Here is a 17,946-nt window from a genome sequence, read left to right as displayed (position 1 = left end):
ATTATTGCAAGGCGCCGCCCCTGACGGGCGGCGCCTTTTCATATGCCGAGCCGGTCGCGCACGCGGCCCGCGATCACCGCGGTCGTCACCCCGACCGGCCAGAACGCGTGCATCGGAATCGGCTTGATGCCTGATATGGGCATGTCGATCTCGGCCTTGGCGCCGCCGATCAGCCGGCGCGCGAGCTGCGCGCCCATCGCGGTCGAAAGCGCGACGCCGCGGCCGTTGCAGCCCAGCGAGATCAGGATGTTCTCGGCCGGCTCATGCACATGCGGATAGTGATCCCCGGTGATGGCGAGCCGGCTGTTCCAGCCATGCGTCCAGGACACGCCCTTAAGCTGCGGCCATAGCCGCTCGGCGTAGCGCATGAGATAGGCGACGTCGGACGGCGAGCTGATCCAGCGCATCGGGCCACGGCCGCCCATCAACAGACGATTGTGCTGATCGATGCGATAATAGACGGTGATATGGCCGCTCTCGTACAGCACGGGCCGCGTCGGCATGATCGAACGGGCGACTTCGTCGGAGAGCGGCGCGGTCGCCGCGATCGACGAAAACACCGGCACAATGGTGCGCCGGAGCGCCGGCCAGAGATCGTCGGTAAAGCCGTTGGTGGCGAGCAGGACCTTGTCGGCATGAACCACGGCGCGCGGCGTCTCGATGCGCCAGCGTGAGCCGTCGCGGCGCAGTGACAATGCCGGCGTCTCGCCAAACACCTTCGCGCCGGCCGAGATCGCGGCGCGCGCGAGGCCGCGGGCATAGCTGAGGGGATGCAGATCGCCGCCGCGCGTATCCAGCATCGCGCCGATATAGCGGTCGGTGCCGGTCATCTCGCGCAGCTGCTCGCGGTTCAGATATGTCACCGGCATGCCGCGGCGGATGCATTGCTGCGCGGTGTTTTCGATCGCCGCGGCACTGGCCTCGTTGTAGGCCGCGCGCAGCGTGCCGGTCTGCCGCGCCTCGCACGGAATCTGGTAGCGGCGGATCAGATCATGCGTGAAGTTGGTGGTGCCGTAGGAGAATTCGATCATGCGGCGGCCGAGCTCGGCGCCGAAGTCCGCCTCGATCTGGTCGGGGTCGTGCTTCAAGCCGGGATTGGTGTGGCCGCCGTTGTTGCCCGACGCGCCCCAGCCCGGCTCCTGTGCCTCCAGCACCAGGGCATCGACGCCCTGCTCCGCCAGATGCAACGCGGTCGACAAGCCGGTGTAGCCGCCACCGACGATCGCGACGGACACATTCTTGTCGACGTCGAGCGGCGGTGTGGCGACCGGCGCGACGGCGGTGTCGGCATAGAGCGAGGGCGGCAGAGGCAGGCGAGTCATGGGGGAGACCGGTCAGAGCGGATGCAGCACGCGGCGCAAGAAGTCTTGCGTGCGCGGATGCTGGGGTTGGTTGAGCAGCGCCTTGGCCGGCCCCTGCTCGACGATGACACCGCCGTCGATGAACAGCACGCGGTCGGCGACCTCGCGGGCAAAGCCCATCTCGTGGGTGACGACGACCATGGTCATGCCGTCGTCGGCGAGCTTGCGCATCACGCCGAGAACGTCGCCGACCAGCTCGGGATCGAGCGCCGAGGTCGGCTCGTCGAACAGGATGGCCTTGGGCTGCATTGCCAGCGCCCGCGCGATCGCGACGCGCTGCTGCTGGCCGCCGGAGAGCTGCGGCGGATGCGCATCAGCCTTTTCGGCGAGGCCAACCTGCGCAAGCAGCGCGCGGCCGCGATCGAGCGCAGCGGCGCGCGATTCCTTCTTCACATAGAGCGGCCCCTCGACCACGTTCTCCAGCGCGGTGCGATGCGGGAACAGATTGAAACGCTGGAACACCATCGAGACCTGGGTGCGGATGTTCACGATCGACGGCGCTTCGCGGTCGACCTTGAGGCCCTCGACGCTGATCTCGCCGCGGTCGTAGCTTTCGAGCCCGTTGATACAGCGCAGGATCGTCGACTTGCCGGAGCCGGAGGGGCCGATGATGCAGACCACCTCACCCTTCTGCACGGACGCGGTGATACCCTTGAGCACCTCGACCTTGCCAAAGCTCTTGTGAACGTCACTGAGCTCGATCATCGCTTGCCGGCCCGTTTCTCGAAGTGACGGACCAGCAGGATCAAGGGAATGCTCATCGTGAGATACATCAGCGCCACAAGCGTGAACACGTTGGTGTTCTTGAAGGTCGAGGACGCGATCAGCTTGCCTTGCAGCGCAAGCTCGGCGACCGTGATGGTGGAGGCCTGCGAGGAATCTTTCAGCATCATGATCATGACGTTGCCGTAAGGAGGCAGCACGATGCGCACCGCCTGCGGCAGCACCACGCGGCGCATGGTGAGCCACCAGCCCATGCCGATGGACTGCGCCGCCTCGATCTGCCCCTTGTCGATCGCCTCGATGCCGGCGCGGAAATTTTCCGCCTGGTAGGCCGAATAGGCGATGCCGAGCCCGAGGATCGCGGCCTGCAGGGCCGACAGCGTGACGCCGAGATCGGGCATCACGAAATAGAGGTAGAACAACAGCACGATGATCGGGATGCCGCGGATCACATTGATCAGGCTGGCGCTGAGCATCGACAGCGCCTTGATGCCGGAGACCCGCATCATCGCCCAGACGAGGCCCAGCACCGTCGAGAGCAGCAGCGAGCCGATGGTGACGACGATCGTCAGCGCGACGCCGTTCAACAGGATCGGGAAGAACTCGGCGGCGTCGTGCCAGAAGCCTTTCATTCGGGCAGCCTTCGATCAACCGGGATCAGCCCTGAGCCTTCAGGCCCCATTTATCGAGGATCTTGTCGATGGTGCCATTGGCCTTCAGCTTCGCGAGCGAGGCGTTGATCTTGCCGAGCAGCGCGGCCTCGCCCTTGCGCACGCCGATGCCGACCGAGCCGACGGTGACGGGCTTGTAGCCGTCGACGAGGCGCACCTCGGGGAAGCCGCCCTGCTTCAGATTGTAGGCAAGGATCGGATAGTCGGCGTAGCCGGCCTTGAGACGGCCGGTGTTCACGTCGCGCAGGATGTCTGGAATGGTGTCGTAGGCCTTGACGTCCGCGAACAGGCCGGACTTCTTCAGCGCATCGACGAAGGCGGTGCCGACCTGGGCCCCGACCGTCTCGCCCTTCAGGTCGTCCTGCGTGGCATAGGCCTTGGTGTCGCTCTTCGGCACCACCAAGCCTTCGCCGTAAGTGTAGATCGGATCGGAGAAGTCGACGACCTCTTTCCGCGGCGGGGTGATGAACATCGCAGCGGCGATGATGTCGATCTTGCTCGAGGTCAACGACGGGATCAGGGCCGAGAACTGCATCGGCTCGATCTGCACGTTGAAGCCGGCATCCTTGCCGATCTCGGTGATGAGATCGACCATGATGCCCTGGATGGTGTTGGTCTTGGTGTCGAGGAAGGTGAAGGGAATGCCCGTCGGCGTCGAGCCGACCTTCAGCACCTGTTGTGCAGAAGCCGGCACTACGGCCAGCGCAAGCGCCGCGATCGCGGCCAGACCAAAACGCTTCATCGCATCCCCCTTTGGACCTGGCCGGTGGCCGGCGCGCGCGCATGTCGTGATCAGACGTTGCGGGTCAAGCCGTTTCGGCCTATTTTCACCAGTATGAAAATTTGGTCACACTTTCGCGGACGATGCAAGCGGTTTTCATGCACATGAAGGAAGCGGTTTGACGTGAGCGGTGGCAAAAGAATGCGCAAACCGGCCGCCGCAAAGCCGGCGAAGCGGGCGAAACCCAAAGCTATGACCAAACCGGCCGAGCCCGCGATGGACGTCGCGGTCGGCCGCCGCATCAGGGATCTCAGGCGGGTCAGGCAATTCTCGCTGGAGACGGTCGCGGCGCGCACGGAGCTTTCGATCGGCTTTCTCAGCCAGATCGAACGCGGCCTGTCCTCGCCGTCGCTGCGCGTGCTGGCAACGCTCGCCGACGTGCTCGGCGTCGGCATCGCCGCATTGTTCGGCGCGAGCCCGAGCGCCGACGGCGCCTCCGACCAGGTGGTGACGCGTGGGCTGCAGCGGCCCGAGCTGAAGCTCTGGCGCACGGGCGTGTCCAAGCAATTGCTGAGCCCGGCCAGTGCGGACAACAAGCTCAATTTGTTCCTGGTGCATCTGGAGCCCGGCGGCTCCACCGGCGACGAGCTCTACACCCATGACGGCGAAGAGGCCGGCCTCGTGCTCGAAGGCGAGATGATGCTGACGGTGGACAGCGAGACCTGGTCGCTGAAGACCGGCGACAGTTTTCGGTTCGCGAGCCGACGGCCGCACCGGTTTTCGAATCCGGCGGAAGACGCGAAGGCCGTGGTGCTGTGGGTGAACTGCGTGACGGGGGCGGGCTGATTGCTTCTCCCTCTCCCCGCACGCGGGGAGAGGCGAAGAAATCACCCAAACCGGTGATTATACCTATCCACCGTCAGCGCACTCACGTCGATGTCCGGCTTCCTGCCGGACAGCATGTCGGCGAGCACGCGCCCCGAACCGCAGGACATGGTCCAGCCGAGCGTGCCGTGGCCTGTGTTGAGATGAAGGTTGGCGTATTGCGTCGGGCCGATCACGGGCGGGCCGTCCGGCGTCATCGGACGCAGGCCGCTCCAGAATGTCGCCTTGGCGAGATCGCCGCCGCGCGGGAACAGGTCGGTCAGCGAATGATCGAGCGTGGCACGGCGCGCATCATAGAGCTTGTCCGAATAGCCGGAGATTTCCGCGGTCCCGCCGACGCGGATGCGATTGCCGAGGCGCGTGATCGCGACCTTGTAGCTCTCGTCCATCACGGTGGATTCCGGCGCGCCGGAGGCGTCCTTGATCGGCACTGTGATCGAATAGCCCTTCACCGGATAGACCGGCAGCGAGATGCCGAGCGGCGCGACCAGCCGCGACGACCAGCTTCCGAGTGCGAGGACGTAAGCGTCGGCTTGCAACGTGTCGGCACCCGTCACGACACCGCTGAGACGCGCGCCGTCGGTGAGGATGCGATCGATCGAGGTGTTGAACATGAAGCGCACGCCGAGCGCCTCGGCATGCTTGGCCAGCGCCTGCGTGAACATGTGGCAGTCGCCGGTCTCGTCCTGCGGCAGGCGAAGCCCACCGACGAATTTCTCCTTCACGCCTGATAGTGCCGGCTCCACCGCAATGCAGCCCTCGCGGCTCAGCAGCTCGAAAGGAACACCGTATTGCTTGAGCACGGCAATATCCTCGGCCGTGCCGTCGAGCTGCGCCTGGTAGCGGAACAGCTGGAGCGTGCCCTGCGCACGCTCGTCATATTGAATGCCGATGTCGCGGCGCAGATCGCGCAAGGAATCGCGGCTGTATTCCGCGATCGGGATCATCCGGCTCTTGTTGACCGCGTAACGCGCGCTGGTGCAGTTGCGCAGCATCTTGAGCAGCCAGACCCACATGACAGGGTCGAGCTTCGGCCGGACCACCAGCGGGCCGTGCTTCATCAACAGCCACTTCACCGCCTTCACCGGCACGCCAGGGCCGGCCCAGGGCGAGGAATAGCCGGGCGACACCTCACCGGCATTGGCGAAGGAGGTCTCAAGCGCCGGCTCCGGCTGACGGTCGACGACCGTCACCTCATGGCCGGCACGTGCGAGGTAGTAGGCAGAGGTGACGCCGATGACACCGCTGCCGAGGATCAAGACTTTCACGCTTCGTCAAACTCCCGCGGCATCACGCTCGCCGCTGCAAGGAAACAACTCGCAACGGCGAGAGCAATTATCAGGCCACCCGCTTGATGGCGTCGCCAAGAATCGAGACGATGTCGTCGACGTGGCTCTTCTCGACGATCAGCGGCGGCGATAGCGCGAAGGAGTCGCCGCTCATGCGGAAGTACAGCCCGCGATTAAAGCAGTCGACCATGACGTCGTAGCCGCGCGCACCGACGGCGCCGTCACGCGACGACAGCTCCACCGCGCCCATCAGGCCGCAATTGCGGATGTCGACGACGTTCGGCAGGCCCTTGAGCGAATGCAGCGCATCGCGCCAATATTCGGCGATCGACGCACCGCGCGTGAGCAGGCCTTCGTCCTTGTAGATGTCGAGCGTCGCGATGCCGGCGGCGCAGGCGGTCGGATGCGCGGAATAAGTGTAGCCGTGGAACAGCTCCATGACGTTTTCCGGGCCGATCATCATGGCGTCGTGCACCTTGCGGTGCGCGAACACCGCGCCGCAAGGAATGGTGCCGTTGGTGATGCCCTTGGCCGTCGTCATCATATCCGGCGTAACGCCGAAGAAGTCGGCGGCGAACGGCGTGCCGAGACGGCCGAAGCCGGTGATGACCTCGTCGAAGATCAGGAGGATGCCGTGCTTGTCGCAGATCTCGCGCAGGCGCTGCAGATAGCCCTTCGGCGGCGGCAGCACCGCGGTCGAACCCGGCACCGGCTCGACGATGACGGCGGCGATGGTCTCGGCACCGTGCAAGGCCACCAGACGCTCGAGATCGTCGGCGAGCTCGGCGCCATGCTCGGGCTGGTCCTTGGCGAAGGCGTTGCGGGTGAGATCGTGGGTGTGGCGGATGTGATCGACGCCCGGCAGCAGGGTGGCGAAGGCGCGGCGGTTGGCCACCATGCCGCCGACCGAGGTGCCGCCGAAACCAACGCCGTGATAACCGCGCTCACGGCCGATCAGCCGGGTGCGGCTCGCCTGGCCGTTGGCGCGATGATAGGCGAGCGCGATCTTCAGTGCGGTGTCGACCGACTCCGAGCCGGAGTTGGTGAAGAAGATGCGGTCGAGGCCCTTCGGCGCGATCTCGGCGAGCCGCTCGGCGAAGTCGAACGCGAGCGGATGGCCCATCTGGAACGACGGCGCGAAGTCCAGCGTCATCAGCTGGCGCTCGACCGCAGCTGCGATCTGCTTGCGGCCATGGCCTGCATTGACGCACCAGAGGCCGGCGGAGCCGTCGATCACCTTGCGGCCGTCGACGGTGGTGTAGTGCATGCCCTCGGCCGAGGAGAACAGGCGCGGCGCCTTCTTGAACTGCCGGTTGGCCGTGAACGGCATCCAGAACGAGTCGGTCTTGATAGTGTTCGGAATCTGATGAAGGGTCACGGCCGCGCTCCTTTGCTGACCCGCTAGCAGAGCCACGGCTTGGAAAGCGCAACAAGTCCTTTTCTGTGGCGCCGCAACCCATTGATTTCACTGAGGCGATCGGTCCATATTTGCTCGATCCGCAACATCTGCAACACAAGATCAGGGCAAGGACCAGGCATGAGCGTCGACATCGGTGGACGGCTGCGATTCATCCGGGCGCGCCACAAGCTGTCGCAGCGCGAGCTGGCCAAGCGCGCCGGGGTCACCAATTCGACGATCTCGCTGATCGAATCCAACCAGATGAACCCGTCGGTCGGCGCCCTCAAGCGCATCCTCGACGGCATCCCCATGGGGCTCGCCGAGTTCTTCGCGCTGGAGCCGGAGTCGAGACGCAAGATCTTCTACCGCGCCGAGGAGCTGACCGAAGTCGGGAAGAAGCCGATCTCGTATCGCCAGGTCGGCGACAATCTGTTCGGCCGCAGCCTCCAGATTTTGAAGGAACGCTACGAGCCCGGCAGCGACACCGGCCGCGTCCACCTCGTCCATGACGGCGAGGAAGGCGGCATCGTGATCTCGGGCAAGCTCGAAGTCACCGTCGAGGACGAGCGCCGCATCCTCAATCCCGGTGATGCCTATTATTTCGAAAGCCGCCGCCCGCACCGCTTCCGCTGCGTCGGCGGCAAGCCGTGCGACGTGATCTCCGCCTGCACGCCGCCGACGTTCTAAAGCGGCGGAGCGAGAAGATCTCGCCCCGCCCGCTGCCCTCAACGTTGCGTCAGCAATTCCTCGATCTTGATTGGAAAACGGCGGACACGCACGCCGGTCGCGTGCCAGACCGCGTTGGCGACCGCCCCGGCGCTGCCGGTGATACCGATCTCGCCGACGCCCTTGATGCCGAGCGCGTTGACGTGCGGGTCGTGCTCCTCCACCGTGATGACGTCGAGCGGCGGCACATCGGCATTCACGGGGACGTGGTACTCGCCGAGATTGGCGTTCATGATCCGGCCGCTGCGGCGGTCGGTGACGGCCTCCTCGTGCAGCGCAAAGGACAGGCCCCAGATCATGCCGCCGAACAGCTGGCTTTGCACCATACGCGGGTTGACGATGCGCCCGGCCGCGAAGGCGCCGACCATGCGGCTGACGCGGACTTGGCCGAGCTCGGGATCGACCTTCACCTCCGCGAACACCGCGCCATGCGCGTGCATGGCGTATTCCTCCATCGCCGCGGGATTCGGCGCGCCGGTGCCCCGTGCCTCGACCTCAGTGACGCCGGCCCGCGCGAGGATCTCGGGGTAACTCTCGCTGCGGCTCTCGTCGTCACGCCGGATCAACCTGCCGGCGCGCGCGATCACGCCGGCATTGCCGGCACCGAACAGCGGCGAGCGGTCGTCACCGGTGGCGAGATCGGCGAGCTTTGCGATTACGGCTGCGCCGGCGCTGTGGATCGCGGCCCCCGCGGTTGCCGTGTGCGCCGAGCCGCCGGCGATGCCTGCGTCAGGCAAGTCGGATGAACCGGCGTTGAACGCGACGCGGTCGATATCGAGCCCAAGCTCGTCGGCCGCGATCTGGGCCAGCGCCGTCCAGGCGCCCTGCCCCATGTCATGCGCGCCGATCTCCATCGCACCGGAACCGTCGCGGCGAAGCACCGCGCGCGCTTCCGCCTGGAACATCAGCGCCGGAAAGGTCGCCGTGCCCATGCCCCAGCCGACCAGAAGGCCGGCATCGTCGCGCATCTGCCGCGGCTGCAGCGAACGCTTCGCCCAGCCGAAGCGCGCCGCGCCCTGCTCGTAACAGGCGCGCAACGCTTTCGACGAGAACGGCTTGCCGCTGATCGGCTCGCGCTCGGCATAGTTCTTCAGGCGGAAGGCAAGCGGGTCCATGCCGCAGGCCCAGGCCATCTCGTCGATCGCGCTCTCCAGCGCAATCGAGCCGGTCGCCTCGCCCGGCGCCCGCATGAACAGCGGCGTGCCGGTGTTGACACGTACGGCGTCATGCGAGGTGCGGATCGCAGGCGCCGCATAGAGCGTGTGCGAGGCATCGGCCGCGGGCTCGTAGAAATCGTCGAACGTGCTCGACACCGTGCGGGCATGGTGATCGAGCGCGGTCAGACGTCCCTCGCCGTCGGCACCGATGCGTAAGCGCTGGCGGGTTGGTGCACGGTGGCCGACCGGGCCATACATCTGCTCGCGACGCAGTACGAGCTTGACCGGCTTGCCGACGAGCTTGGCGGCCATGATGCCGAGAGTTTGCGGTCCCGCCAAAAATCCCTTCGAGCCAAAGCCGCCGCCGAGGAAGGGACTGCGGATGTGGATCTTGTCGTGCGCGATGCCGAACAGCTCGGCGATGCGCGCCAGCGACAGCCTCAGGCCCTGGGTCGGCATGTCGATTTGCAGACGATCGCCGTCCCATGCTGCGACGATGGCATGCGGCTCCATCGCATTGTGATATTGCGGCGGCGTCTCGTAGATCGCGTCAATCTGCTTCTCGGCTGAAGCAAGGCCGGCGTCGACATCGCCGTGGTGATGCTCCGAGGGATTGCCGACGCCAACGACCGGCGGCACGAAGCTCTCGCCGGCATCGAGACCGACCAGCGCAGGCAGCGTCTCGTAGCGCGGCGCCAGCAGCGCGGCACCTTCCGTCGCGGCTTCAAGCGTCTCGGCGATCACGACGGCGATCGGCTGATTGGCGTAGCGGACCTCATGGCTCTGCAACACCTCCATCCGGAACACGAACGGATTGGTCTTGATCTCGGGGTCGATCGCGAGCTCAGGCTTGTGGTCGGGCGTCATGACATCGACGACCCCCCGATGGCGTTTTGCGGCGGCGACATCGAGCGAGACCACACGGCCGCGCGAGATGCCGGCGACGGCCATCACCGCAAACAGCATGCCGGGCGGATGATTGTCGGCGGCATAGGTCGCCTGCCCCGTGACCTTGAGGACGCCATCACGGCGGGTCAACGGCTGGCCAATGTTCGAGCCGTGGCGCAGATGGGCGGGTGCGCTGGTGAGATTGAGCTCAGGCATGGATGGCTCCGGACGTCGAGGCAAAGGGAGAGGCCGGCAGCGCCGGCAGGCGCGCGGGCGTGACGGCGGTGGCGAGGGTCAGCGCGCGCACGACGATGCGGCGCGCGAGCTCGATCTTGAAGGCGTTGTCGCCGGATGGCTTTGCGTCGGTGAGCGCACGCCAGGCGGCTTCCTGGAACGCGTCCGCCGTCGGCGCGACACCCTTGAGCACGTCTTCGGCGGCGCGGGCACGCCAGGGCTTTGCGGCGACGCCGCCAAGCGCGAGCCGCGCTTCCGCGATCTTGCCGCTCTCGATTCGCAGCGCGGCGGCGGCGGACACCATTGCGAAGGCGTAGGAGGTGCGCTCACGGACCTTGAGGTAGCGCGCATGCGCGGCGAAGCCGCTTGCGACCGGCGGCAGGCGCACCGCGACGATGAGATCGCCGGGTTCGAGCGCGGATTCGCGTTCGGGCGCATCGCCCGGCAGGCGATGCAGCGCCTCGAGCGCGATCTCGCGCCGGCCGTTGCTGCCCTCGATCTCGACGATGGCATCGAGCGCGACCAGCGGCACACAGAAGTCGGACGGATGGGTGGCGATACAGTTCTCGCTCCAGCCGAGCACGGCATGGCCGCGGTTCTCGCCGTCGCGGGCGTCGCAGCCGCTCCCGGCGTCGCGCTTGTTGCAGCGGCTGGCGGTGTCGTAGAAATACGCACAGCGCGTCCGTTGCAGGAGATTGCCGCCGACGGTCGCAGCATTCCGCAACTGCGCGGATGCACCGGAGAGCAGCGCTTCGGCGACGGCCGGATAGGACCTCGCGAAACCCGCGTCATGCGCGAGATCGGCATTGCTGACGAGCGCGCCGATGCGCAAGCTGCCGTCGGCTAGACGCTCGATGCCGTCGAGCCCCTCGAGATGCGTGACGTCGACGAGACGATCCGGACGGCTGATATTGCCCTTCATCAGATCGAGCAGATTGGTGCCGGCGGCGAGATAGACGGCGCCCGGATGGGCCCCCGCGGCAACGGCCTCGGTGACCGTGGCGGGCCTGACATAATCGAACGGCTTCATGCGGAACGCCTCTGATTGGTCTCGTCCATCTGTCCTTGCGCGTCGAGCACGGCATCGACGATGCCGGCATAGGCGCCGCAGCGGCACAGATTGCCGCTCATGCATTCGCGGATGCGTTCCGGATCATTTCCGGCCTGCGCCTCGCTCATCATGCCGATGGCGCTCATGATCTGACCGGGCGTGCAGAAGCCGCACTGGAAGCCATCGTGAGCAATGAAGGCGGCCTGCACGGGATGAAGCTGGTCACCGCGCGCAACGCCTTCGATCGTGACGATGTCCGCGCCGCCATGGCTGATGGCGAGCGCGAGGCAGGAGTTGATGCGCCTGCCATCGACCAGAATGGTGCAGGCGCCGCACTGGCCGCGGTCGCATCCCTTCTTGGTTCCGGTGAGATGAAGGCGCTCACGCAGGAGATCGAGCAGCGTGACGCGCGGATCGTCGAGGACGAAGTCGCGCCGTGCACCGTTCACGGTGAGGCTGATGGAGTGGTTCATACAAGGCTCCGATCAGATATGGACATGAGTGATCGCGCAGCGCGCCACCGCCGTGGCCGCCGTCGATCCGCGCCGGCCGGACACACAATCCCGGCTTGCACTCGGCGAAGATACGGAGGCACCCTCCGCTTAACAAGGGCCGCCGGAAAATATTTGGAATTGGTCAAAAGCCCGTGCACCACCAACGCGATGCGGCCCGCCAAGGGTTCAACGAGGGTTCAATCTAACCATTTCGTGATCTACATTGCCTGATATGGACGACCACGCTGACCAGACCCGAAAGCCCCGCGCCGACGCCGTGCGCAATCGCGAGCGTGTGCTCGAAGCCGCGAAGGCCGTGTTCAACGCCGGCGGCCCCGAGGCGAGCCTGGAGGCCGTGGCCAAGCGCGCCGGCGTCGGCATCGGCACGCTCTATCGGCACTTCCCGACACGCGAGGATTTGTTCGAGGCGGTGTACCGGCGCGAGGTCGAGCAGCTCAGGGAGCTTGCCGAGCATCTGCGAACCGCCAAGGACCCCGTCGACGCGCTGCGCCGCTGGCTGCGCTCCGCCGTCGAATTCGTCGCCACGAAGAAAGGCATGTCCGCCGCGCTGGCGCTGACCTATCAGAGCTCGTCGGACCTCGCTGCTTTCTCGATGGATCGGCTGACCAAGGCGATCGGCTCGCTGCTCGCGCGCGCGGTGGAGGCCGGCCAGATGCGGGCGGATATCAGCCCGGAAGACCTGCTCAGGGCGCTGATCGGCATGTGCTACATGCACGATCAGCCCGGCTGGCAATCCTCCGTGCTGCGCATGCTCGACGTGTTCGTGGATGGACTACGCGTGCAGGCCGCCGCAAAGGCCAGGGCGCGTACCGTCAAGCCAGCGAAGCCCGCGGTGAAACGCAAGCGATAGCGCGCCCGTATTTCCCAGAGGTCATGCTAGGATCAGCATCGCCGGGATTCAACGCGGAGCCTGTCATGCTCATTGCCGCCCTGCTCGTCGTTATCAGCCTTGTCTTCAGCTCCGCCGCGGCCTTCGCCGACGATGTCGCCGCAGCGCAGGGCGTCATCCGCGCCCAGGAGCAGGCCTTCGTCCGGGGCGATGCGCGCGCCGCCTATTCTCATGCTGCACCGGCGATCAAGGAGATCTTCCCCGCGCCGGACATCTTCATGTCCATGGTGCAGAACGGGTACGCGCCGATTTATCGTCACAAGAGTTTTGAATTTGGCGAGAGCAAGAGCGAGGGGAGCTGGATCTCCCAGCGCGTTCATATCATCGACGCCAATGGCGAAGCGTGGGAAGCCCTGTACACGCTCGAGCAGCAGGCGGACGGCAGCTATAAGATCACCGGCTGCTCGCTGCTGAAGGCGGGACAGTCGGTTTAGGTCGCAAAACCCGGTCCGGCCTTCACCGCATTCATCCGCGAGCGGATCAGCAAGGTCAGGACGATGGCGATATTCAGCGCGTTCCAGGCGACGCCGTTGGCGAAGGCCGCGGCATAGGAGCCGGTGGCATCGAAGATCACGCCCGACACCCAGCCGCCGAAGGACATGCCGAACACCGAGGCGAAGATCACGATGCCGACGCGGGTTGCGGCCTCGCTCGCCGGCATCGCCTCGCGCACGATGATGGCGTAGCTCGGCACGATGCCGCCCTGGAACAGGCCGAACATCGCGGAGATGAGATAGAGCGAGGCGAGGCTGTCGAAGAACAGATAGAACACCAGCGCAAAGCCCTGCGCCAGCGATCCCACCAGCAACGTGCGGATGCCGCCGATCTTGTCGGCGAGGAAGCCGGAGCCGATCCGGCTGACGATGCCGCAGGCCATCATCAGGGAGAGCATCTCGGCGCCGCGCGCGACGCCGTAGCCGAGATCGCCGCAATAGGCGACGATATGCACCTGCGGCATCGCCATGGCGACGCAGCAGGAGATGCTCGCGATCGAGAGCAGCACCGTGAGCGCGTTGGTCGAGAGCTTGAGATCGACCCGCGGCGGCGGTGCATTGGCGTGATTGCGAACCTTGTCGTCACCCATCTGCGCGCGCAGGACGAGGACCAGAAGCGCCATCGTGCTGGCGCAGACGATGCCGATGCCGATATGGGTGTAGCGCCAGCCGATCTCCTGCGTGCCCCAGCTCACGATGGGCGGCCACATCGTGCCGGCGACGTAATTGCCGCTCGCGACGATCGTCACGGCAAGTCCGCGATAGCGCTCGAACCAGTGCGAAGCTTCCGCCATCAGCGGCGCGAAGGTCGCGGACGTGCCGAGCCCGATCAGGAAATACGCCGCCACGAATTGCCAGAGCTGGGTCGACAGCCCCGCGAGCACGTTGGCAACACCGAGGAAGGCGATGCTGATCGCCATCGCCGCCACGATGCCGAACCGGTCGGTGATCTTGCCGGCGATCACGCCGCCGAGCCCGAAACCGAACATCATCAGCGTGAAGGCCAGCGACACAGCTCCACGTGTGGCACCGAATTCCGTGTGCACCACGGGAATCACGACCACGACCGCCCACATGCCGACGGCGCCGATCGAGCCGATCACGAGCGCAATGAGCAGCCGCATCCAGGCCTGACGGGAATCAGGGCTGAACGAATCAGGGCTTTGTCCTGGATGATTGGGCGCGTGCACGCGCGGAACATGTTCGCGGATCACCTCGCGGTCAAGCATCGTGGCGCGATATTGGGCATGCGCGGTGCACTGCGGTAATAAGTTCTTGGCGAATGCGGGTTTTGCCATTAATTTGCAATCAACGTGTGCAACATTGCCGCGTGGAACACATGTCGGCGGAATGTTGCTGCGATTGACGCGATCGATGCGGATCAAGGTGGGGCGCTTCATCGCCCTCGCCTATTTGTTCTGCGTGCTCGCGCCGGCCGCAAGCCTCGCCTGGGGCAACGGCCCGGCGCCGTGCCTCGATGAGACCCTGCTGGCAGATCCCGTGCCGGTCCATCATCAGATGGCGGCGGGCCATGCGCACGACGGCGCCTCGCACGACCACGCCGGGCCACACGCGCATCACCAAGCCAAGCAGGACGCGCCCGCGTCGCATCATCATGGCGGCAAGGGAACGGTCGGCCCCTGCTGTGCGATGATGTGCGTCAGCGCGTTGCCGGCCGATCTGCCGATCGTCGCGACACCGGTCCAGCCGATGTCCATCTGCGCGATCGAGCTCGTGGTCAGCCTGCACAGCGCGGCACCGGCCCAGCGCTACCGCCCCCCTATCGCCTGATCTGACGCGACGATTTCGGGACGAGCGCGCTTTCCGCGCGCGCGAACCTGTGGTCTCCAGATCAAGGATGAATCATGCTTGCGCTTTCCGGAGCGAAATCCGCCGCCGCATCTGCGGTAGGTGGACGACACTGTCGATTCCATTGGCCGCTGCTGGCCCTTGCTGCGCTGGCGCTGTCCGGCTGCATGCCGGCAACGAGCCAAGTCGCAAGCGCCGATCCTGCCGATCCCGCGGCGAAGGTGGCGCCCGTCGGCTATCGCTCGACCATCGCGCCCTATACCAGCCTGCGGCCTGCGACGCCGGCACCATGGCGCGACCGCAACGACGCCGTCGCGCCGCGGCCGAAGCAAGACCGGTAGGAGCGCGCCATGACACGCCATTTTGCGCGAGGCCTGCTCGTCCTCGCTGCGCTCAGCGTCTCCGGCTGTGCCGCGTTCTCGCCCGACAGCGGCATGAGCGCAGTCTCCGAGCTGACGAGCCAGACCATCAACAAGGACGTCGCCTTCGTGCGAACGGCCGAGGGTGCCGGCGCGGTCGAGGCGCGCGTTCACCAATTGCTGGCGCGCGCCCTGAGCGCCGAGAGCGCCGTGCAGATCGCGCTGCTCAACAACAAGGGACTGCAAGCCGCCTATAACGAGCTGGCGCTGGCCGAGACCGATCTGGTCGAGCAGAGCCTGCCGCCCAATCCGGTGTTCTCGATCTCGCGAATCTCAGGCAACGGCGCCAGCGAGATCGAACGACAGGTGGTCGGCGACATCCTCGCGCTCGCCACTCTGCCGTTCCGCTCCGACATCGCCCGCGAACGCTTCCGTCAGGCCCAGTTGCGCGCGGCGCTGGCGACTTTGCGGCTCGCCGCTGACGTCCGCCGCGCCTATGTGCGCACTGTTGCCGGCAACGAGATGGTGGCGCTGCTGACGGACGCGAAGGCGACGGCGGAATCCACCGCGCAGCTTGCGGTCAAGCTCGGCGAGACCGGCTCGATCAACAAGCTCGACCAGGCCCGCGAGCAGGTATTTTACGCCGAAACCACCGCCGACCTCGCCACCGCGCGGCAGACGGCAGCGAGCGCACGCGAAAGGCTCGCGCGCCTGATGGGACTTTGGGACGGCGGCCTCGATTTCCGTCTGCCCAACCAGTTGCCGCCGCTGCCGCGCCGGCCGCAGGCACTCCCCTCGATCGAAGCCGATGCCGTGGCCCATCGCATCGATTTGCAGATCGCGCGGCTGGAGCTGAATGCGCTGGCGAAATCGCTTGGTCTCACCGAGGCGACGCGCTTCGTGACCCTGCTCGACCTCGCCGGCATCTCCCGCCGCACCCGGGATCCGGAGGGCGCCCCATTCCGCGAGCGCGGCTTCGACGTGCAGTTCCAGATCCCGATCTTCGATGGCGGCGAGGTCCGCGTGCGGCAGGCGGCGGAGACCTACAATTTCGCTTTCAACCGCCTCACCGAGCGCGCCGTCAACGTGCGCTCCGAGGCGCGCGATACCTACCGCACATACCGATCCACTTACGACATCGCCAGCCATTATCAGCGCGAGATCATCCCCTTGCGCAAAATCATCACCGAGGAGATGCAGCTCCGCTTCTCCAGCATGCAGGTCGACATCTTTGCGCTGCTCACCGAAGCGCGGCAGCGCCTGGCATCGCTGCGCGGCGCGATCGACGCCAGGCAACAGTTCTTCCTTGCCCAGGCCGACTTGCAGACCGCCGTCAACGGCGGCGGCGCGCCTGCCGCCAGCGGCGACACTTCAACCACCATCGCCGCGGCAGCGCCTGCCGATGCCGGCCACTGAGATGGAGACCAGAATGTTTTCCCGTCGAGGATTTTTGGGCACCGCCGCGCTCGTCGGCGCATCCGCGGTTCAAGGCCGCGTCCAGGCCGCATCGATTCCGGAAGCTGCGCATATGGACAAGGTGGTGATGCAGCCGCCGCTGCATCCGATCGGCGGTCCCGATTATCGCCCCGTGGTCACGCTGAACGGCTGGTCGCTGCCGTTCCGGATGAACGGCGACTGGAAGGAATTCCATCTCGTCGCCGAGCCCGTGGTGCGCGAATTCGCCGAAGGCATGAAGGTGAATCTGTGGGGCTACAACGGCCAGTCGCCGGGCCCGACGATCGAGGCGGTCGAGGGCGACAAGGTTCGCATCTTCGTCACCAACAGACTGCCCGAATACACCACCGTGCACTGGCACGGCATGATCATCCCGAGCGGCATGGATGGCGTCGGCGGACTGACCCAGCCGCACATCCAACCCGGCAAGACCTTCGTCTACGAGTTCGAGATGAAGAAGAGCGGGACCTTCATGTACCACCCGCACTCCGACGAGATGGTGCAGATGGCGATGGGCATGATGGGCATGGTCGTCGTGCATCCGCGCGACCCGAATTTCCGGCCCGTCGACCGCGACTTCGTCTTCGTGATGAGCACCTATCGCGTCGACCCCGGCACCTATCTGCCGCACGTCAACGAGATGACCGATTTCAACATGTGGACCTGGAATGCGCGGGTGTTTCCCGGCATCGATCCGCTGCCGGTCAGGCTTGGCGACAAGGTGCGCGTGCGCATCGGCAATCTCAGCATGACCAATCATCCGATCCATCTGCACGGCCACAGTTTTGCGGTGACCTGCACCGACGGCGGCTGGATTCCCGAGAGCGCGCAATATCCGGAGACGACGACCGATGTGCCGGTCGGCGCTGTCAGGGTGTTCGACGTGCTCGCCGACAATCCCGGCGACTGGGCGTTCCACTGCCACAAGTCGCACCACACCATGAACGCGATGGGCCACGATGTGCGCAACCTGATCGGCGTGTCGCGCAAGGATCTCGCCAAGGCCGTCGGCAAGCTCGCGCCTGACGGCATGGCCATGGGCTCGACCGGCATGGCGATGGGCAACATGGAGATGCCCGCGCCCGACAACACGCTGCCGATGATGACCGGCACCGGCCAGTTCGGGCCGATCGAGATGGGCGGCATGTTCACGGTGATGAAGATCCGTGAGGAGCTCGCGCGCGACGACTACCGCGATCCCGGGCCGTACAAATTTCCGCAAGGCACCGTCGCCTACGAGGTCACGGCGCCGGCCGCTGAGCCGACCCGGCAAAAACCGGGCAGCCCGCCGATGAAGCACAAGATGTGAGCGTTTCGATG

General features: G+C 65.9%; 18 protein-coding genes. 8 read left to right on the top strand and 10 right to left on the bottom strand.

The genetic code is table 11. The annotated features are described in order from the left end of the window. Positions 1-38 precede the first annotated feature (38 nt). Genes IVA81_RS30620 through IVA81_RS30605 form a run of 4 tightly spaced genes read right to left on the bottom strand, consistent with a single transcriptional unit; the run spans position 39 to position 3,497 of the window. Entirely contained in the window at positions 39-1,322 is a 1,284-nt protein-coding gene (locus IVA81_RS30620) for an FAD-binding oxidoreductase (protein WP_247324861.1), read from the bottom strand. Between the two features lie 12 nt (positions 1,323-1,334). Then, complete coding sequence (locus tag IVA81_RS30615) at positions 1,335-2,066, bottom strand: amino acid ABC transporter ATP-binding protein (protein ID WP_247324860.1); 732 nt, start codon at positions 2,064-2,066, stop codon at positions 1,335-1,337. Then, positions 2,063-2,716 (bottom strand): amino acid ABC transporter permease, encoded by a 654-nt coding sequence (locus IVA81_RS30610; protein WP_247324858.1) that lies wholly within the window; start codon positions 2,714-2,716, stop codon positions 2,063-2,065. The genes IVA81_RS30615 and IVA81_RS30610 overlap by 4 nt, the downstream gene beginning before the upstream one ends. A 25-nt stretch (positions 2,717-2,741) precedes the next feature. Further along, a complete protein-coding gene (locus IVA81_RS30605; protein WP_247324857.1) occupies positions 2,742-3,497 on the bottom strand; it encodes an ABC transporter substrate-binding protein in 756 nt (251 codons plus the stop codon). Between the two features lie 180 nt (positions 3,498-3,677). Here IVA81_RS30605 and IVA81_RS30600 point away from each other — a divergent pair, with 180 nt between their 5' ends. Next, on the top strand, positions 3,678-4,322 hold the full coding sequence (locus tag IVA81_RS30600) for an XRE family transcriptional regulator (RefSeq protein WP_247324856.1): 645 nt from the start codon (positions 3,678-3,680) through the stop codon (positions 4,320-4,322). 41 nt (positions 4,323-4,363) lie between these two features. Here the strand turns inward: IVA81_RS30600 and IVA81_RS30595 are convergent, their stop codons facing one another. After that, entirely contained in the window at positions 4,364-5,629 is a 1,266-nt protein-coding gene (locus IVA81_RS30595) for a D-amino acid dehydrogenase (RefSeq protein WP_247324854.1), read from the bottom strand. Positions 5,630-5,699: 70 nt separating this feature from the next. Further along, positions 5,700-7,028: an aminotransferase class III-fold pyridoxal phosphate-dependent enzyme gene (locus IVA81_RS30590; protein WP_247324853.1), complete on the bottom strand. Its 1,329-nt coding sequence runs from the start codon at positions 7,026-7,028 to the stop codon at positions 5,700-5,702. Between the two features lie 159 nt (positions 7,029-7,187). On the opposite strand from IVA81_RS30590, the gene IVA81_RS30585 reads away from it, so the two are divergent. Beyond that, complete coding sequence (locus IVA81_RS30585; protein ID WP_247324852.1) at positions 7,188-7,736, top strand: cupin domain-containing protein; 549 nt, start codon at positions 7,188-7,190, stop codon at positions 7,734-7,736. A gap of 38 nt (positions 7,737-7,774) precedes the next feature. Here the strand turns inward: IVA81_RS30585 and IVA81_RS30580 are convergent, their stop codons facing one another. Genes IVA81_RS30580 through IVA81_RS30570 form a run of 3 tightly spaced genes read right to left on the bottom strand, consistent with a single transcriptional unit; the run spans position 7,775 to position 11,578 of the window. Next, positions 7,775-10,036 (bottom strand): xanthine dehydrogenase family protein molybdopterin-binding subunit, encoded by a 2,262-nt coding sequence (locus tag IVA81_RS30580; protein WP_247324851.1) that lies wholly within the window; start codon positions 10,034-10,036, stop codon positions 7,775-7,777. Continuing rightward, positions 10,029-11,084 (bottom strand): xanthine dehydrogenase family protein subunit M, encoded by a 1,056-nt coding sequence (locus tag IVA81_RS30575; RefSeq protein ID WP_247324849.1) that lies wholly within the window; start codon positions 11,082-11,084, stop codon positions 10,029-10,031. The genes IVA81_RS30580 and IVA81_RS30575 overlap by 8 nt, the downstream gene beginning before the upstream one ends. Beyond that, complete coding sequence (locus IVA81_RS30570; protein WP_247324847.1) at positions 11,081-11,578, bottom strand: 2Fe-2S iron-sulfur cluster-binding protein; 498 nt, start codon at positions 11,576-11,578, stop codon at positions 11,081-11,083. The genes IVA81_RS30575 and IVA81_RS30570 overlap by 4 nt, the downstream gene beginning before the upstream one ends. A 253-nt stretch (positions 11,579-11,831) precedes the next feature. On the opposite strand from IVA81_RS30570, the gene IVA81_RS30565 reads away from it, so the two are divergent. Both IVA81_RS30565 and IVA81_RS30560 read left to right on the top strand, forming a co-directional pair. Further along, a complete protein-coding gene (locus IVA81_RS30565) occupies positions 11,832-12,470 on the top strand; it encodes a TetR/AcrR family transcriptional regulator (protein WP_247324845.1) in 639 nt (212 codons plus the stop codon). A 65-nt stretch (positions 12,471-12,535) separates the two neighbouring features. Next, on the top strand, positions 12,536-12,943 hold the full coding sequence (locus tag IVA81_RS30560) for a DUF4864 domain-containing protein (RefSeq protein ID WP_247324844.1): 408 nt from the start codon (positions 12,536-12,538) through the stop codon (positions 12,941-12,943). On the opposite strand, the gene IVA81_RS30555 is transcribed toward IVA81_RS30560, so the two are convergent. Further along, positions 12,940-14,127: an MFS transporter gene (locus IVA81_RS30555; RefSeq protein ID WP_247325247.1), complete on the bottom strand. Its 1,188-nt coding sequence runs from the start codon at positions 14,125-14,127 to the stop codon at positions 12,940-12,942. The two genes, IVA81_RS30560 and IVA81_RS30555, sit on opposite strands and share 4 nt — an antisense overlap. Before the next feature lie 250 nt (positions 14,128-14,377). Between IVA81_RS30555 and IVA81_RS30550 the strand changes: the two genes are divergently transcribed. From IVA81_RS30550 to IVA81_RS30535, 4 genes are all read left to right on the top strand, one after another. Further along, entirely contained in the window at positions 14,378-14,794 is a 417-nt protein-coding gene (locus tag IVA81_RS30550; protein WP_247324842.1) for a hypothetical protein, read from the top strand. A 74-nt stretch (positions 14,795-14,868) separates the two neighbouring features. After that, entirely contained in the window at positions 14,869-15,153 is a 285-nt protein-coding gene (locus IVA81_RS30545) for a hypothetical protein (protein ID WP_247324840.1), read from the top strand. A gap of 9 nt (positions 15,154-15,162) precedes the next feature. Then, on the top strand, positions 15,163-16,587 hold the full coding sequence (locus IVA81_RS30540; protein WP_247324838.1) for a TolC family protein: 1,425 nt from the start codon (positions 15,163-15,165) through the stop codon (positions 16,585-16,587). Between the two features lie 13 nt (positions 16,588-16,600). Then, complete coding sequence (locus IVA81_RS30535) at positions 16,601-17,935, top strand: copper oxidase (protein ID WP_247324832.1); 1,335 nt, start codon at positions 16,601-16,603, stop codon at positions 17,933-17,935. The last annotated feature ends 11 nt before the right edge of the window (positions 17,936-17,946 follow it).

The sequence above is a fragment of the Bradyrhizobium sp. 141 genome, assembly GCF_023074055.1.
Taxonomy (GTDB): domain Bacteria; phylum Pseudomonadota; class Alphaproteobacteria; order Rhizobiales; family Xanthobacteraceae; genus Bradyrhizobium.
The sequence above is the reverse complement of the archived record's forward strand: the minus strand, read 5'-3'. Positions and strand labels throughout refer to the sequence as shown.

Bases quoted from the DNA above. Each gene is read 5' to 3' on its own strand.
- IVA81_RS30620 (WP_247324861.1), bottom strand. From the start codon at position 1,322: ATGACTCGCCTGCCTCTGCCGCCCTCGCTCTATGCCGACACCGCCGTC.
- IVA81_RS30615 (WP_247324860.1), bottom strand. From the start codon at position 2,066: ATGATCGAGCTCAGTGACGTTCACAAGAGCTTTGGCAAGGTCGAGGTG.
- IVA81_RS30610 (WP_247324858.1), bottom strand. From the start codon at position 2,716: ATGAAAGGCTTCTGGCACGACGCCGCCGAGTTCTTCCCGATCCTGTTG.
- IVA81_RS30605 (WP_247324857.1), bottom strand. From the start codon at position 3,497: ATGAAGCGTTTTGGTCTGGCCGCGATCGCGGCGCTTGCGCTGGCCGTA.
- IVA81_RS30600 (WP_247324856.1), top strand. From the start codon at position 3,678: ATGCGCAAACCGGCCGCCGCAAAGCCGGCGAAGCGGGCGAAACCCAAA.
- IVA81_RS30585 (WP_247324852.1), top strand. From the start codon at position 7,188: ATGAGCGTCGACATCGGTGGACGGCTGCGATTCATCCGGGCGCGCCAC.
- IVA81_RS30580 (WP_247324851.1), bottom strand. From the start codon at position 10,036: ATGCCTGAGCTCAATCTCACCAGCGCACCCGCCCATCTGCGCCACGGC.
- IVA81_RS30575 (WP_247324849.1), bottom strand. From the start codon at position 11,084: ATGAAGCCGTTCGATTATGTCAGGCCCGCCACGGTCACCGAGGCCGTT.
- IVA81_RS30570 (WP_247324847.1), bottom strand. From the start codon at position 11,578: ATGAACCACTCCATCAGCCTCACCGTGAACGGTGCACGGCGCGACTTC.
- IVA81_RS30565 (WP_247324845.1), top strand. From the start codon at position 11,832: ATGGACGACCACGCTGACCAGACCCGAAAGCCCCGCGCCGACGCCGTG.
- IVA81_RS30560 (WP_247324844.1), top strand. From the start codon at position 12,536: ATGCTCATTGCCGCCCTGCTCGTCGTTATCAGCCTTGTCTTCAGCTCC.
- IVA81_RS30555 (WP_247325247.1), bottom strand. From the start codon at position 14,127: ATGCGGCTGCTCATTGCGCTCGTGATCGGCTCGATCGGCGCCGTCGGC.
- IVA81_RS30550 (WP_247324842.1), top strand. From the start codon at position 14,378: ATGCGGATCAAGGTGGGGCGCTTCATCGCCCTCGCCTATTTGTTCTGC.
- IVA81_RS30545 (WP_247324840.1), top strand. From the start codon at position 14,869: ATGCTTGCGCTTTCCGGAGCGAAATCCGCCGCCGCATCTGCGGTAGGT.
- IVA81_RS30540 (WP_247324838.1), top strand. From the start codon at position 15,163: ATGACACGCCATTTTGCGCGAGGCCTGCTCGTCCTCGCTGCGCTCAGC.
- IVA81_RS30535 (WP_247324832.1), top strand. From the start codon at position 16,601: ATGTTTTCCCGTCGAGGATTTTTGGGCACCGCCGCGCTCGTCGGCGCA.